This window comes from Stutzerimonas stutzeri (assembly GCF_002890895.1).
Taxonomy (GTDB): Bacteria; Pseudomonadota; Gammaproteobacteria; order Pseudomonadales; family Pseudomonadaceae; genus Stutzerimonas; species Stutzerimonas stutzeri_AB.
Genome location: NZ_POUL01000014.1, coordinates 93,469 through 109,767 on the forward strand (window position 1 = coordinate 93,469; position 16,299 = coordinate 109,767).

A 16,299-nucleotide genomic window follows, 5' to 3' on the forward strand; every position below is an offset into this window, starting at 1 on the left:
CCAATCAGCTACCGCTCGAATTGAGCGCCTCGGTCAGCGCCGCTTCTACTTCATCGGCACTCACGCGAACCGGCTTTTCAGCATCACGCTTGCGCTTGCGCTCGCTGTGATACTGAAGACCGGTACCGGCCGGGATCAGGCGACCCACGACCACGTTCTCTTTCAGCCCGCGCAGATAATCGCGCTTGCCAGTCACCGCAGCCTCGGTGAGGACGCGGGTGGTTTCCTGGAAGGATGCCGCCGAAATGAACGACTCGGTAGACAGCGAGGCCTTGGTGATGCCAAGGAGTACACGGATGTACTTCGAGCCGAACTTGTCATCCGCAGAGAGACGCTCGTTCTCCTCCAGCACCTGGGTGAGTTCCATCTGATCACCCTTGATGAAGCTCGAATCACCGGACTCCGCTACTTCGACCTTGCGCAGCATCTGACGCAGGATGGTCTCGATGTGCTTGTCGTTGATTTTAACGCCCTGCAGGCGGTACACGTCCTGGATCTCGTTGACGATGTACTTGGCTAGCGCACTTACGCCCAGCAGACGAAGAATATCGTGCGGGTTGCTCGGGCCGTCCGAGATAACCTCACCCTTGTTCACCTGTTCACCTTCGAACACGTTGAGGTGACGCCATTTAGGAATCAGCTCTTCGTACGGATCGGTACCATCGGTCGGCGTGATAACCAGGCGACGCTTGCCCTTGGTTTCCTTACCGAAGGAGATGGTGCCGCTGATTTCAGCCAGGATCGACGGCTCTTTCGGACGACGCGCCTCGAAGAGGTCGGCGACGCGCGGCAGACCACCGGTGATGTCACGGGTCTTCGAGGTTTCCTGCGGGATACGTGCAATAACGTCACCCACATTGATCTCGGCACCGTCAGCCACACCGACCAAAGCGTTGGCTGGCAGGAAATACTGAGCGGGAACATCTGTTCCTGGCAGCAGCAGCTCCTTGCCGTTCGCGTCCACCATCTTGATCGCAGGACGAATATCCTTGCCGGAGGCTGGGCGATCCTTCGGATCCATCACTTCAATGTTGGTCAGGCCGGTGAGCTCATCGGTCTGACGCTTGATGGTGATGTTTTCTTCCATCCCAACGAAGGTCACGACACCCTTCATCTCGGTGACGATCGGGTGAGTGTGCGGATCCCACTTGGCCACAACCGCGCCCGCGTCAACCTTGTCGCCTTCCTTGATGGAGATAACGGCGCCGTAAGGCAGCTTGTAACGCTCGCGCTCACGACCGAAGTCGTCGGCAACCGCCAGCTCACCGGAACGGGACACCGCAATCAGCGCGCCGTCAGCACGCTCGACGTGCTTCAGGTTATGCAGGCGGATGGTCCCGCCATTCTTGACCATGACGTTGTCGACGGCAGAGGTCCGGCTGGCTGCACCACCGATGTGAAAGGTACGCATCGTCAGCTGAGTACCCGGCTCACCGATCGACTGCGCAGCGATAACGCCCACTGCCTCACCGATGTTCACCTGATGCCCGCGAGCAAGATCGCGGCCGTAACACTTGGCGCAAATGCCATAGCGTGTTTCACAGCTGATCGGTGAGCGAACCACAACTTCGTCAATGCTGTTGAGCTCAATGAAGTCAACCCACTGCTCGTCAACCAATGTTCCAGCTGGAACCAGTACTTCTTCGCTGCCTGGCTTGAGTACATCACGCGCAATGACACGACCCAGCACGCGCTCGCCCAGCGGCTCGACCACGTCGCCGCCCTCGATGTGCGGCGTCATGAACAGACCCTGCTCGGTACCGCAGTCGACCTCGGTAACTACCAGATCCTGCGCCACGTCAACCAGACGACGGGTCAGGTAACCGGAGTTAGCGGTCTTCAGAGCGGTATCCGCCAGACCTTTACGAGCACCGTGAGTGGAGATGAAGTACTGGAGTACGTTCAGACCTTCACGGAAGTTCGCGGTGATCGGCGTCTCGATGATAGAGCCGTCCGGCTTGGCCATCAGACCACGCATACCGGCCAGCTGGCGGATCTGGGCAGCAGAACCCCGCGCTCCAGAGTCGGCCATCATGTACATCGAGTTGAACGAATCCTGCTCGGCCTCGTTACCGTCACGATCGATGACCTTCTCTTTCGAGAGGTTGGCCATCATCGCCTTGGAGACTTCGTCGTTGGCTTTCGACCAGAGGTCGATAACCTTGTTGTACTTCTCGCCCTGGGTTACCAGGCCGGAGGCGTACTGCGATTCGATTTCCTTCACTTCCTCGGTAGCAGCATCGATGATGCGTGCCTTCTCGTCAGGGATTACGAAATCGTTCACGCCGATGGAGACACCGGAAATGGTCGAGTAGGCGAAACCGGTATACATCAGCTGGTCGGCAAAGATGACGGTGTCCTTCAGGCCGACCGTGCGGTAGCACAGGTTGATCAGCTTGGAGATCGCCTTCTTCTTCATCGGCTGGTTGACCACGTCGAATGCCAGGCCGGCCGGAACCACCTGGAACAGCAACGCGCGGCCGACAGTGGTGTCGACGATGCGAGTGTTCTTGGTGATCGAGCCGTCGCGATCCTTGATGGTCTCGTTGATACGAACCTTGACGCGGGCATGCAGGGACGCCTCGCCGGCGCGGAACACGCGGTCGACTTCCTGCAGGTCAGCGAATACCCGCCCTTCGCCTTTGGCATTGATGGCTTCACGGGTCATGTAGTACAGACCCAGAACCACGTCCTGCGACGGCACGATGATCGGCTCACCGTTGGCCGGCGACAGGATGTTATTGGTCGACATCATCAGCGCGCGCGCTTCGAGCTGAGCTTCCAGCGTCAGCGGCACGTGAACGGCCATCTGGTCACCGTCGAAGTCGGCGTTGTAAGCGGCGCAGACCAACGGGTGCAGCTGGATGGCTTTACCTTCGATCAGGACCGGCTCGAACGCCTGGATACCCAAGCGGTGCAGCGTCGGTGCACGGTTGAGCAACACGGGATGTTCACGGATAACTTCGGCCAGAACGTCCCAGACTTCAGGCAGTTCGCGCTCGACCATCTTCTTGGCAGCCTTGATGGTGGTCGCCATGCCACGCATTTCCAGCTTGCCGAAAATGAACGGCTTGAACAGCTCGAGGGCCATCTTCTTCGGCAGACCGCACTGATGCAGGCGCAGGGTCGGGCCAACGGTAATAACCGAACGACCGGAGTAGTCCACACGCTTGCCGAGCAGGTTCTGACGGAAACGACCCTGCTTGCCCTTGATCATATCGGCCAAGGACTTTAGCGGACGCTTGTTCGAGCCAGTGATGGCGCGACCACGACGACCATTGTCCAGCAGCGCGTCAACGGCTTCCTGCAGCATGCGCTTTTCGTTGCGCACGATGATGTCGGGCGCCGACAGATCGAGCAGGCGCTTGAGACGGTTGTTACGGTTGATCACCCGGCGATACAGATCGTTTAGATCCGAAGTCGCGAAGCGGCCACCATCCAGCGGAACCAGCGGGCGCAGATCCGGCGGCAATACCGGCAGAACGGTAAGCACCATCCACTCCGGCAGGTTGCCCGATCCATGGAAGGCCTCCATCAGCTTCAGACGCTTGGACAGCTTTTTGATCTTGGTTTCCGAGTTGGTCTGCGGAATCTCTTCGCGCAGGCGACCGATCTCGTGTTCCAGGTCGATTTCGTGCAGCAGCTCGCGCACAGCCTCGGCACCCATACGGGCGTCGAAATCGTCACCGAATTCTTCGAGCGCTTCAAAGTACTGCTCGTCATTGAGCAGCTGGCCCTTCTCAAGCGTGGTCATGCCAGGATCAATCACCACGTAGCTCTCGAAATAGAGCACGCGCTCGATGTCACGCAGGGTCATGTCCAGCAGCAGGCCGATACGGCTCGGCAGCGACTTCAGGAACCAGATATGAGCAACTGGGGAAGCCAGTTCGATGTGCGCCATGCGCTCACGACGAACCTTCGCCAAAGCGACTTCCACACCGCACTTCTCGCAGATCACGCCACGATGCTTGAGGCGCTTGTACTTTCCGCACAGGCACTCGTAATCCTTGACCGGGCCAAAGATCTTGGCGCAGAACAGGCCATCACGCTCGGGCTTGAACGTACGGTAGTTGATGGTCTCTGGCTTCTTGACCTCACCAAAGGACCAGGAACGGATCATCTCGGGCGAAGCCAATGCAATCTTGATGGCATCGAACTCTTCGATTTGACCCTGGTTTTTCAACAGATTCAGCAAGTCTTTCAAGGCCTTTCCTCCTCACGGACCGGCGGCACCCGGCTGATACCGGGCGTCGCTTAGGCGGTGCGTGGTTATTCGGTTTCCAGATCGATGTCGATACCGAGCGAGCGGATCTCTTTGATCAACACGTTGAAGGATTCCGGCATGCCGGGCTCCATACGGTGATCGCCGTCCACGATGTTCTTGTACATCTTGGTCCGTCCGTTCACGTCGTCCGACTTGACCGTGAGCATTTCCTGCAGGGTGTAGGCGGCACCGTACGCCTCCAGGGCCCAGACCTCCATCTCCCCGAAACGCTGACCACCGAACTGCGCTTTACCACCCAGCGGCTGCTGGGTGACCAGGCTATAGGAACCAGTGGAGCGCGCGTGCATCTTGTCGTCGACCAGGTGGTTCAGCTTGAGCATGTACATGTAACCGACGGTGGTCGTACGCTCGAACTTGTTCCCCGTCCGACCATCGAACAGCTGCATCTGGCCGCTTTCCGGTAGATCCGCCAGCTTCAGCATGGCCTTGATCTCACGCTCCTTGGCACCATCGAATACTGGGGTTGCCATCGGCACGCCACCGCGCAGGTTCTTGGCCAGATCCAGCACTTCCTGGTCGCTGAACTCGTCCAGATTTTCCTGACGGCCACCGATCTCGTTGTAGATCTCGGTCAGGAACTTGCGCAGCTCCGCGACCTTGCGCTGCTCTTCCAGCATGCGGTTGATCTTCTCGCCCAGACCCTTGGCGGCAAGGCCCAGGTGGGTTTCGAGAATCTGACCGACGTTCATACGCGAAGGTACGCCCAGCGGGTTCAATACGATGTCTACAGGTGTGCCGTTGGCATCGTGAGGCATGTCTTCAACCGGCATGATGACCGAGACGACACCTTTGTTACCGTGACGACCCGCCATCTTGTCACCCGGCTGGATGCGACGCTTGATCGCCAGGTAAACCTTGACGATCTTCAGTACGCCTGGCGCCAGGTCATCGCCCTGCTGCAGTTTGCGCTTCTTGTCTTCGAATTTATCGTCAAGCAGCTGACGGCGGTCGGAAATATAGGCCTGCGCCTTTTCCAGCTGCTCGTTCAGTGCGTCTTCGGCCATGCGCAGCTTGAACCACTGCCCATGCTCAAGACCGTCGAGCATCTCGTCAGTGATGACGGCGCCCTTCTTGAGACCGGCACCACCCTCGACAGTCGCGCCAACAAGAGCGGAGCGCAGGCGCTCAAATGTCGCACCTTCGACGATACGGAACTCTTCGTTGAGGTCCTTGCGGATCTCGTCTAGCTGCATCTTCTCGATGGCCAGCGCACGGGAGTCACGCTCAACACCGTCACGAATGAACACCTGGACGTCGATGACAGTACCCTTAGTGCCGGTCGGCACGCGTAGAGAGGTGTCCTTAACGTCAGAAGCCTTCTCACCGAAGATCGCACGCAGCAGCTTTTCTTCTGGCGTCAGCTGGGTTTCGCCTTTCGGCGTGACTTTGCCTACCAGAATGTCGCCAGCGCCTACTTCAGCACCAACGTAAACGATGCCCGCCTCGTCCAGCTTGTTCAGCGCAGCTTCGCCCACGTTCGGAATGTCCGCCGTGATCTCTTCTGGGCCGAGCTTGGTATCACGAGAAACGCAAGTCAGCTCCTGAATGTGGATGGTGGTGAAACGGTCTTCTTGAACCACACGCTCCGACAGGAGGATGGAGTCTTCGAAGTTGTAGCCGTTCCAGGGCATGAACGCGACGCGCATGTTCTGCCCGAGCGCCAACTCGCCCATGTCAGTGGATGGGCCGTCTGCCATGATGTCGCCGCGCTCGACCACATCACCCTTGCTCACCAGCGGACGCTGGTTGATGCAGGTGTTCTGGTTGGAGCGGGTGTACTTGGTGAGGTTGTAGATGTCGACACCGGCTTCACCGGTTTCAACTTCCGCATCATGCACACGCACAACCACACGGCTTGCGTCGACCGAATCGATCACGCCGCCACGACGAGCAACAACGCAAACGCCGGAGTCACGGGCTACGTTGCGCTCCATCCCGGTGCCGACCAGCGGCTTGTCCGAACGCAGCGTCGGTACAGCCTGACGCTGCATGTTCGAGCCCATCAACGCGCGGTTGGCGTCGTCGTGCTCGAGGAATGGAATCAACGAAGCAGCAACGGAAACGACCTGCTTTGGCGAAACGTCCATCAGGGTCACGTCTTCCGGTGCCTTAACCGTAAATTCGTTCTGATGACGAACAGCAACCAGCTCGTCGACCAACTTGCGGCCGTCCAGCTTGGCGCTGGCCTGCGCGATCACATGGTCCGCTTCTTCGATCGCCGACAGGAACACGATTTCGTCGGTGACTTCGCCTTCCTTTACAACGCGGTACGGGCTTTCCAGGAAGCCGTACTGATTGGTACGGGCATACGCCGCCAACGAGTTGATCAGGCCGATGTTCGGACCTTCAGGGGTCTCGATCGGACACACTCGGCCGTAATGGGTCGGGTGTACGTCGCGCACTTCAAAGCCTGCGCGCTCACGGGTCAGACCGCCCGGGCCGAGCGCGGAGACACGACGCTTGTGCGTGATCTCCGACAGCGGGTTGTTCTGATCCATGAACTGTGACAGCTGGCTAGAGCCGAAGAATTCCTTCACCGCCGCCGCAACCGGCTTGGCGTTGATCAGATCCTGCGGCATCAAGCCTTCGCTTTCGGCCATCGACAGACGTTCCTTGACTGCACGCTCTACGCGCACCAGACCGACACGGAACTGGTTCTCAGCCATCTCGCCAACACAGCGGACGCGACGGTTGCCCAGGTGGTCGATATCGTCGACTACACCTTTGCCGTTACGAATGTCGACCAGCGTCTTCAATACTGCAACGATGTCTTCGCGACTGAGAACGCCCGAACCTTCGATCTCGGTACGACCGATACGGCGGTTGAACTTCATCCGGCCCACGGCCGACAGATCGTAGCGTTCTGATGCGAAGAACAGATTGTTGAACAGCGTCTCGGCAGCGTCCTTGGTTGGCGGCTCGCCAGGACGCATCATGCGATAGATCTCGACCAGCGCTTCGAGCTGGTTGGTTGTCGAATCGATTTTCAGCGTGTCGGAAATGAACGGACCACAATCGATGTCGTTGGTATACAAGGTCTCGAACCGAACAACTTGTGCCTTGACCAATTTAGCCAACACTTCTACGGTCAGCTCGGTGTTGCATTCGGCAATGATTTCTCCAGTCGCCGGATGCACGATAGCCTTCGCCGTGGTGCGCCCCAGGACGTAGTCCATAGGCATGTCGAGCGCTTTGATACCGGACTTGTCGAGCTGATTGATATGGCGCGCGGTAATGCGGCGACCCTGCTCAACGATCACTTTGCCGTTCTCGTCGGTGATATCGAACGAGGCGATTTCGCCGCGCAGACGCTGTGGAACCAGCTCAAGGCTTAGCGTTTCGCCCTTAACGTGGAACACGTTGGTGTCGTAGAACGCATCGAGGATTTCTTCGGTGCCGTAATTCAACGCTCGCAGAAGCACCGAAGCAGGCAGCTTGCGGCGACGATCGATACGCACGAAAACAGCGTCCTTCGGATCGAACTCGAAGTCTAGCCACGAGCCACGATACGGAATGATACGCGCGGAATACAGCAACTTGCCGGAGCTGTGGGTCTTGCCACGATCGTGATCGAAGAAGACACCTGGAGAACGGTGCAACTGAGACACGATAACGCGCTCGGTACCGTTGATGATGAAGGTACCGTTCTCGGTCATCAGGGGGATTTCCCCCATGTAGACTTCTTGTTCCTTGATGTCCTTGATCGCCTTGCTGGACGATTCTTTATCAAAGATGATCAGGCGAACCTTTACCCGCAGCGGTACGGCAAAAGTCACGCCGCGCAACACGCATTCCTTTACGTCAAAGGCCGGGTCGCCCAGGCGATAGCCGACATACTCCAGCGCCGCATTGCCGGAATAGCTGATTATCGGAAAAACGGATTTGAAGGCTGCATGCAAGCCAATATCGCGGAATTGATCCTTGGTCGCTCCCGCCTGCAGGAATTCGCGGTACGAATCCAGCTGGATGGCCAAAAGATACGGCACGTCCATCACGTGCGGTAACTTGCTAAAGTCCTTGCGGATTCGTTTTTTCTCAGTGTATGAGTAAGCCATCAGCGTTCCCCAGCTTGGTCACCTGCTTGTTTGGCTTCTCCCGACGGGAGCAGCCAGAAAATCTTGCGAATCCTGTGATTCGCACCGCCCACCGGAGCGGTTGTCTTCCGTTCAAACTGCCGAATACTCGACAGGCAGCTATAACGGAAAAAGGCCGGTGGCAAAAGCCACCAGCCATCAGCCTTACGCGAGTTGCTTCGGCTGTAGACGCAAGGTCGCGCTTACTTGAGCTCGACTTTAGCGCCTGCTTCTTCCAGGGCTTTCTTAGCAGCTTCGGCTTCGTCCTTGGAAACGCCTTCCTTGACCACGCCTGGGGCGCCATCAACGACTGCCTTGGCTTCTTTCAGGCCCAGACCGGTCAGCTCGCGAACTGCCTTGATCACGTTTACTTTCTTTTCGCCAGCTTCCAGCAGCATGACGTTGAATTCAGTCTGCTCTTCAGCAGCGGCAGCAGCCGGGCCGGCAGCAGCGACGGTAGCAGCTGCAGCGGTAACACCGAACTTCTCTTCCATTGCCTTGATCAGTTCAACAACCTGCATCACGGACATGTCAGAAACGGCGTTGATGATGTCTTCGTTGGTCAGAGCCATGACTCTAAATTCCTGTATATAGTTGACGGCCTGCGGCCATCTAATTCAAAAGAAAATCGAAAAATGCTGCGCGCGCGTTAGGCCGCGGCTGCTTCTTTCTGGTCGCGAACGGCCGCCAATGTACGAGCCAGCTTGCTGGTAGCGCCTTGCATCACGCTCATCAGCTGGGAAATCGCCTCATCATAGGTCGGCAGAGTTGCCAAAGCGTCGATCTGGTTGGCTGCTATGAGCTGACCTTCAAATGCGGCTGCCTTGATCTCGAACTTATCCTGACCCTTGGCAAACTCCTTGAAGATGCGAGCAGCAGCGCCCGGATGTTCATTGGAGAAAGCAATAAGGGTCGGGCCTTTGAACACGTCATTGAGCACATCGTACTGAGTGCCTTCAACAGCGCGGCGCAGCAGGGTATTACGTACTACACGCACATATACACCAGCCTCGCGGGCCTCTTTACGGAGTCCGGTCATGGCCGACACAGTCACGCCACGGGCATCGGCCACGACAGCGGACAGGGCAGCTTTGGCAGCCTCGTTGACTTCAGCGACGATGGCTTTCTTGTCTTCGAGTTTGATTGCCACGGGTTCTTACTCCTGGATGTTACCGGTTCGCCCAATCGAAACTGGACGGGTTTTGGTGTCTGATTCGGTACGAATCGGGAGCACCTCTGCGTAGGCTTGAAAAAGCAGAGCTTCTACTGTTTAAGACTTCCGTCGCCTACGGTCTTGGATAGCCCCCGCCAGGCAGGGACCCCAATAAGTCGCGCCCTGCCAAGCAGGGCGCAATATGCTTTACGCCTCGAGCGACGCCTGATCGATGATCAAGCCTGGACCCATGGTGGTGCTCAGGGTGACGCGCTTGACATAGATACCCTTGGAAGTGGACGGCTTCAGACGCTTGAGGTCCGAGAGCAGCGCTTCGACGTTCTGCTTCAACTGACCAGCTTCGAAACCAACTTTGCCGACCGATGTATGAATGATACCGTTCTTGTCAGTACGGAAGCGCACCTGACCGGCCTTCGCGTTCTTTACGGCAGTCGCAACATCTGGCGTCACGGTACCGACCTTCGGGTTTGGCATCAGGCCGCGAGGACCGAGGATCTGACCCAGCTGGCCAACTACGCGCATGGCATCCGGCGAAGCGATAACGACGTCATAGTTCAGGTCGCCGCCTTTCATTTCGGCAGCCAGTTCATCCATACCAACGCGATCAGCACCTGCAGCCAGAGCAGCCTCTGCGGCCGGCCCTTGCGTGAAGACGGCGACGCGAACGGTCTTGCCGGTGCCGTTAGGCAGAACGGTAGCGCCGCGCACAACCTGGTCGGATTTACGCGGATCAACACCGAGATTGATAGCGATATCAAAGGACTCGGTGAACTTTACTGCGGACAGCTGAGCCAACAAAGTGGCGGCATCCTCGAACGAGTACTGCTTGCCCGCTTCGATTTTTTCAGCAAAAGTCTTCTGGCGCTTGGTCAGCTTAGCCATTACACACCCTCCACGTTCAGGCCCATGCTGCGGGCAGAGCCGGCAATGGTGCGCACAGCCGCATCCAGATCAGCAGCGGTCAAATCGGCATTCTTGGTCTTCGCAATCTCTTCAAGTTGAGCACGGGTAACAGTGCCGACTTTCTGAGTATTCGGGCGAGCAGAACCACTGCTGATGCCAGCAGCCTTCTTCAGCAGAACTGCAGCTGGCGTACTCTTGGTCTCGAAGGTGAAGCTGCGATCGCTGTACACGGTAATTATTACCGGTGTTGGCAGACCTGGCTCCTGGCCTTGAGTACGAGCGTTGAACGCCTTACAGAATTCCATGATGTTGACACCATGCTGACCCAATGCCGGGCCAACTGGCGGCGACGGGTTGGCCTGACCGGCCTTTACCTGAAGCTTGATATAAGCTTGAATCTTCTTAGCCATAAATACTCCATTCTGGGTGCTAACGCCTTTCGGCTCCCCTGCTCACTTGAATATCCCAGTGACAACAAAACCCCGCAGCCATCAGCTGCGGGGTACGGGATTCTATTTCAGCTAGACCTTTTCGACCTGACTGAACTCCAACTCTACCGGCGTTGAACGACCAAAGATGAGCACCGCAACTTGGATGCGACTCTTCTCGTAGTTGACTTCTTCGACAACACCATTGAAATCAGCAAACGGACCATCAGCAACACGCACGACCTCGCCGGGCTCAAACAGCGTCTTCGGCTTCGGCTTATCGCTACCGTCTGCAACGCGACGCAAAATAGCCTCTGCTTCCTTGTCAGTGATCGGCGCGGGCTTGTCAGCGGTACCACCAATGAAGCCCATCACTCTCGGCGTATCCTTTACCAGGTGCCAAGCGCCTTCTGCCATATCCATCTGAACAAGAACGTAACCCGGAAAGAACTTGCGCTCACTCTTGCGCTTCTGACCGTTACGCATCTCGACCACTTCTTCAGTGGGAACAAGAATCTCGCCGAAATGATCCTCCATGCCGGCAAGCTTGATGCGCTCGATCAGCGAGCGCATCACGTGCTTCTCGTAACCCGAGTAAGCATGAACGACGTACCAACGCTTAGCCACGGGACACCCTTAACCTACAATCATGGAAACCAGCCAACCGAGCAGGGAATCGAGCCCCCACAACAGCAGCGCCATCACCAGCACGACCGCAACAACAATAAGTGTGGTCTGAGTGGTTTCTTGACGGGTCGGCCAGACGACTTTTCGGATCTCGACTCGCGCTTCTTTCAAAAGAATGAAGAAAGAACGACCTTTAGACGTCTGCAGCGCCAAAAACGCAGCGACAACAGCAAACACGAGCAGAGCAAGAACTCTGTACAGAATAGGCTCGGCGGCATAATACTGATTACCCACCACAGCCACGACCACCAAAGCAGCCACAACAAGCCACTTCACCAGATCGAAGCGCGAGTCTTTGGCTTCTGCTTTGACATTCATCTGCTAGAACCCTGTAAATACTGCCAAACTCGATATTGAATTTGGCAGGCCAGGAGGGAATCGAACCCCCAACCTGCGGTTTTGGAGACCGCCGCTCTGCCAATTGAGCTACTGGCCTAACAAGAGTCAGGCCGACTATTATGCCGGCCCGAATAGATCAGATCAATCGATTATTCGATGATCTTGGCAACCACGCCGGCACCAACGGTACGGCCGCCTTCGCGAATCGCGAAGCGCAGGCCATCTTCCATGGCGATCGGAGCGATCAGGGTGACAACCATCTTGATATTGTCGCCCGGCATTACCATCTCAACGCCTTCTGGCAGTTCGCAGTTACCGGTCACGTCAGTAGTACGGAAGTAGAACTGCGGACGGTAGCCTTTGAAGAACGGAGTGTGACGGCCGCCTTCTTCCTTGCTCAGTACGTAGACTTCGCCTTCGAACTTGGTGTGCGGCTTGATGGTGCCCGGCTTGGCCAGAACCTGACCACGCTCGACGTCATCACGCTTGGTACCACGCAGCAGCACGCCGACGTTCTCACCTGCACGACCTTCGTCGAGCAGCTTACGGAACATCTCAACACCGGTGCAGGTAGTCTTGGTCGTGGCACGGATACCAACGATTTCGATTTCTTCCTGAACCTTGACGATACCGCGCTCAACACGACCAGTCACAACGGTACCGCGACCGGAGATCGAGAACACGTCTTCGATTGGCATCAGGAACGGCTTGTCGATGGCACGCTCAGGCTCTGGGATGTAGCTGTCCAGAGTTTCGACCAGCTTACGCACGGCCGATACACCCATTTCGTTGTCGTCCTGACCATTCAGCGCCATCAGCGCAGAACCGATAATGATCGGAGTGTCGTCACCCGGGAAGTCGTAGGTCGACAGCAGGTCACGCACTTCCATCTCAACCAGTTCAAGCAGCTCAGCGTCATCCACCATGTCCGCCTTGTTCAGGAAGACAACGATGTAAGGAACGCCAACCTGACGGGACAGCAGGATGTGCTCACGCGTCTGCGGCATGGGGCCGTCAGCAGCCGAGCAAACCAGGATCGCGCCATCCATCTGCGCAGCACCGGTGATCATGTTCTTCACATAGTCAGCGTGGCCTGGGCAGTCAACGTGGGCGTAGTGACGGATCGAGGAATCATATTCAACGTGGGAGGTGTTGATGGTGATACCACGAGCCTTCTCTTCCGGCGCGTTGTCGATCTGCGAGAAGTCACGCGCAGAGCCGCCCCAAGTTTCAGCACAGACCTTGGTCAGCGCTGCGGTGAGCGTGGTTTTGCCATGGTCGACGTGACCAATGGTACCGACGTTCAGGTGCGGTTTGTTACGTTCGAATTTTTCTTTAGCCATCGAGACCGTCTCCCATCGTTGAATTGAGCTAGTCACGCCACCATTAAAACAAAGGCAGATATATACATATCTGCCTTTGAGATTGGAGCTCATGAGCGGATTTGAACCGCTGACCTCACCCTTACCAAGGGTGTGCTCTACCAGCTGAGCTACATGAGCGCATCATGTTGCGCGATACAAACTTGGAGCGGGTAGCGGGAATCGAACCCGCATCATCAGCTTGGAAGGCTGAGGTTCTACCACTAAACTATACCCGCGCTAGCCTGAGCCGACGCTGAAAACTGGTGGAGGGGGAAGGATTCGAACCTTCGAAGTCGATGACGTCAGATTTACAGTCTGATCCCTTTGGCCGCTCGGGAACCCCTCCAAAACGAGGGCGCATTTTCAATGCCCCCTCCTGCACTGTCAAGCTTTTTCTCAATAAAATCCTGAGCTTAGCTCGTACCACAGCCGCCCCACCACTAGCCATAAAGGCTCAGCTGCGGAGCGGGCGCCATTCTATGAGAACTATTCTAAGTTTGCAATGCTTGAGCAGCGCATTTGTTGATGCTCAAGTTCAGGAAAATCTCTCATGAGATCGCGAAGCAACGGCTCGCCAAGAAGATGCTGTCGCGCTCCTACCACCTGCACCCAATAGCTACGATGGGTTCTCGGCAGCTCGCGGATCGACGCAGCATAATCAATCCCCTGAAGACGGCTTACAACGCTTTCAGCCGAGTCTCTGCGGGAGAATATCCCCAAGGAAATCCCGTTAGAAAGATCACCTACCGTGATTATATAGCTGTCTATATTGCGGGACTGTAGCTCTCTCAACTGACGGAGAGATGCCTGCAGGGATACCAGTGGCGGCAAATATACCCAGTAATCGATGCCCGCAGCCTCATCGACAGACTTGACGCGAGAATCGATGTCCCGGCTCAGTAAACGCTGCTCAATGGCCAGCGCCATCGACTCCTGGTCGAAACCACCGAGAAATAGACAGCCAGCGTCTTCGTCATTTGAAGACACACGGGGCGCTAGTGACTTAGTTTCGCTAAGCAGCTTTAGATCCGCCCCAGAAGAAGCACGAGCCGTCTTTACCTCCTCCTCAACGAGCGGAGATCGCTGGTTAAGGTTATAGAGGTAAAACAGGAGATTCAGCACTACCAGCAGCATTAAAAGCCAGCGCATAGATACCTCTTTAGGGGCACGCTATCGCAAGCCCCCTGAAAACCAGATCCGGCACACATCTCACCCCAGGAAGGTCTGCAACCAGCGCTGCGTCTCCCCCGGTAACATAGATGGTGAAGTCTTTTCCTAATTGATCTTCAGCTAGGCCAATCTGACTGGCGACATAGCTTCGCAACATGATCAAACAACCCCGCTCGACACCTTCAGCAGTGCTTCTACCTGGTGTAATGGCACCCAACGCAACGGAAGTCTCAGCAGGCTCGTACTGGATGCGACGTGTATGCGCAACCAGCTGACCACGTAAAAGCGCGATGCCTGGCGCTATATAACCACCAAGGTGAACACCCCCACAGGCCACCAAATCTACGGTGACGGCAGTACCTAAGTCGATGATCAGGCACGGCCCTTGGCACATGCCATACGCAGCGATGATTGCCAACCAACGGTCCAGCCCCAAGCGGCCCTGGTCCCGATAACCATTTGTAACCCCAGCGACGTCCTTGGCCGGGCACACCCTCAACACCTCCACTCCCAATGCACTAGATAGAACATCTACCAGCGCACAGGTTTCCTCTTCGCTCCTGACACTGACCAAGCGGCAGCGAGTAATTTTTCCAACACCATGGACCAGCAACTCCTGCGCCAGGTCAGCCGCTTGGCTCGTGACACTGGAGGCTAGCAACGACCCATCTGCAGCCGATATCACGCGCCACTTAATTAGGCTGTTGCCACAATCCAGTTCAAGAATCATGATCGAGCCTCAAGCTTAATTCCCCACCACTAAAGCACTGCTCTCCGCGCCCTTCGATCCAAAGGCGCAGCGCCCCCTGCTCATCAATACCATTCATTACACCTTTAACCTGCTGGGCGCCGGTACTTAAGACACAGCTCTTACCGTACCAGATATTGTTTGCTTCCCACTCCTCTCGCAAGGAGGAGAAGCCTTCACGGGAGTGCCTGTCTATATAGTGATACATGGACTCACTGAGAAACTGCGACAGGTCAGCGCGACTCTCCAAGCGCCCCGTCTGTTCGCGCACAGTCGTCCAAGGCTGGCCGATGCTCAGGGATCCTGGCCTCATGTTTACATTCACCCCAATCCCAATAATCACATGACATGCGTCTGCCGGATCACCATTTAACTCAATCAGAATGCCAGCGATCTTCCTACCGTCCGCATATACATCGTTCGGCCACTTTAACCCCACACCTTCAACACCTAAGCGGCGAAGAGCACGTAGTACAGCCAGACCAACGACCAGGCTCAATCCAGATAGGCCCTGAATACCGTTTGAAACCTTCAACGCTAAGCTGTAATAAATATTCTGAGCATGAGGACTCGCCCATTCGCGCCCTCTACGGCCGCGCCCTGAAGTCTGCCCCTCAGCCATTACCACAAAAGGCGCTGGCACGCCTGACTGTAGCAACCTTAACGCCTCAGCATTAGTAGAGTCGGTAGTCTCGAGCAGATAGAGCCGCCAGCCAAGGCGATCCACTACAGCGAAACTGTCTTCGTAATTTAATAGCGAAAGCGGCTCTGCTAAGCGATAACCCTTCCCGGGCACTTTGAATAGCTCAAGGCCGCAGTCACTCTCGAATCGCTGCAGATATTTCCAGACTGCACTCCGACTTACACCAAGTGCAAGCCCTAGCTCTTCGCCGGAATGGAAGCGACCGTCACTGAGTAACCGTAGCAAGTTATTCATAACCCCTCCTGCACGCGGTAGCATTAAGATCGCCAGCGCCAAGGTACATCGATTTTCTTGCACTCAAAGACAAACCCCCGATCCTCTTACGAAGATCGGGGGTTTGGTGTAGAAGCTTGACGATGACCTACTCTCACATGGGGAAGCCCCACACTACCATCGGCGATGCGTCGTTTCACTACTGAGTTCGG

At 56.4% G+C, this 16,299-nt stretch carries 12 protein-coding genes, 4 tRNA genes and 1 rRNA gene; all 17 read right to left on the reverse strand.

Features of this window, described 5'->3' with window-relative positions; all coding sequences use genetic code 11:
* Window positions 1-4: 4 nt before the first annotated feature.
* Window positions 5-4,204, reverse strand: coding sequence for a DNA-directed RNA polymerase subunit beta' (rpoC, locus tag CXK96_RS19890; RefSeq protein ID WP_102838129.1), 4,200 nt, complete (start codon window positions 4,202-4,204; stop codon window positions 5-7).
* 65 nt (window positions 4,205-4,269) lie between these two features.
* A complete protein-coding gene (gene rpoB, locus CXK96_RS19895; RefSeq protein WP_102838130.1) occupies window positions 4,270-8,340 on the reverse strand; it encodes a DNA-directed RNA polymerase subunit beta in 4,071 nt (1,356 codons plus the stop codon).
* A 221-nt stretch (window positions 8,341-8,561) separates the two neighbouring features.
* Window positions 8,562-8,930 carry a 50S ribosomal protein L7/L12 gene (gene rplL, locus CXK96_RS19900; RefSeq protein WP_102838131.1) on the reverse strand — a complete coding sequence of 123 codons (369 nt, stop codon included), beginning with the start codon at window positions 8,928-8,930 and terminating at the stop codon, window positions 8,562-8,564.
* Between the two features lie 77 nt (window positions 8,931-9,007).
* Window positions 9,008-9,508, reverse strand: coding sequence for a 50S ribosomal protein L10 (gene rplJ / locus CXK96_RS19905; protein WP_102838132.1), 501 nt, complete (start codon window positions 9,506-9,508; stop codon window positions 9,008-9,010).
* 210 nt (window positions 9,509-9,718) lie between these two features.
* Window positions 9,719-10,414, reverse strand: coding sequence for a 50S ribosomal protein L1 (gene rplA, locus CXK96_RS19910; RefSeq protein ID WP_102838133.1), 696 nt, complete (start codon window positions 10,412-10,414; stop codon window positions 9,719-9,721).
* Window positions 10,414-10,845 (reverse strand): 50S ribosomal protein L11, encoded by a 432-nt coding sequence (gene rplK, locus CXK96_RS19915; protein ID WP_102838134.1) that lies wholly within the window; start codon window positions 10,843-10,845, stop codon window positions 10,414-10,416. The genes rplA and rplK overlap by 1 nt, the downstream gene beginning before the upstream one ends.
* A 111-nt stretch (window positions 10,846-10,956) precedes the next feature.
* Window positions 10,957-11,490, reverse strand: coding sequence for a transcription termination/antitermination protein NusG (nusG, locus tag CXK96_RS19920; RefSeq protein ID WP_019342058.1), 534 nt, complete (start codon window positions 11,488-11,490; stop codon window positions 10,957-10,959).
* Between the two features lie 9 nt (window positions 11,491-11,499).
* The gene (gene secE, locus CXK96_RS19925; protein WP_102838135.1) at window positions 11,500-11,868 is read right to left on the reverse strand and encodes a preprotein translocase subunit SecE; all 369 of its coding nucleotides are present in this window, start codon (window positions 11,866-11,868) and stop codon (window positions 11,500-11,502) included.
* A gap of 42 nt (window positions 11,869-11,910) precedes the next feature.
* Window positions 11,911-11,986: transfer RNA gene (locus CXK96_RS19930), tRNA-Trp, on the reverse strand.
* Window positions 11,987-12,038: 52 nt separating this feature from the next.
* On the reverse strand, window positions 12,039-13,232 hold the full coding sequence (gene tuf / locus CXK96_RS19935; RefSeq protein ID WP_025240334.1) for an elongation factor Tu: 1,194 nt from the start codon (window positions 13,230-13,232) through the stop codon (window positions 12,039-12,041).
* Window positions 13,233-13,315: 83 nt separating this feature from the next.
* Window positions 13,316-13,391, reverse strand: a tRNA-Thr gene (locus tag CXK96_RS19940).
* A 24-nt stretch (window positions 13,392-13,415) separates the two neighbouring features.
* Window positions 13,416-13,489 (reverse strand) — tRNA-Gly (locus CXK96_RS19945).
* A gap of 25 nt (window positions 13,490-13,514) precedes the next feature.
* A tRNA-Tyr gene (locus CXK96_RS19950) sits at window positions 13,515-13,599 on the reverse strand.
* Between the two features lie 140 nt (window positions 13,600-13,739).
* A complete protein-coding gene (locus tag CXK96_RS19955) occupies window positions 13,740-14,402 on the reverse strand; it encodes an SPOR domain-containing protein (protein ID WP_102838137.1) in 663 nt (220 codons plus the stop codon).
* Between the two features lie 10 nt (window positions 14,403-14,412).
* Entirely contained in the window at window positions 14,413-15,153 is a 741-nt protein-coding gene (locus CXK96_RS19960) for a type III pantothenate kinase (RefSeq protein ID WP_102838138.1), read from the reverse strand.
* Complete coding sequence (gene birA / locus CXK96_RS19965; protein ID WP_102838139.1) at window positions 15,143-16,108, reverse strand: bifunctional biotin--[acetyl-CoA-carboxylase] ligase/biotin operon repressor BirA; 966 nt, start codon at window positions 16,106-16,108, stop codon at window positions 15,143-15,145. Before birA ends, CXK96_RS19960 begins: the two co-directional genes overlap by 11 nt.
* 114 nt (window positions 16,109-16,222) lie before the next feature.
* Window positions 16,223-16,299 (reverse strand): 5S ribosomal RNA (rrf, locus tag CXK96_RS21195); the annotation flags it as partial.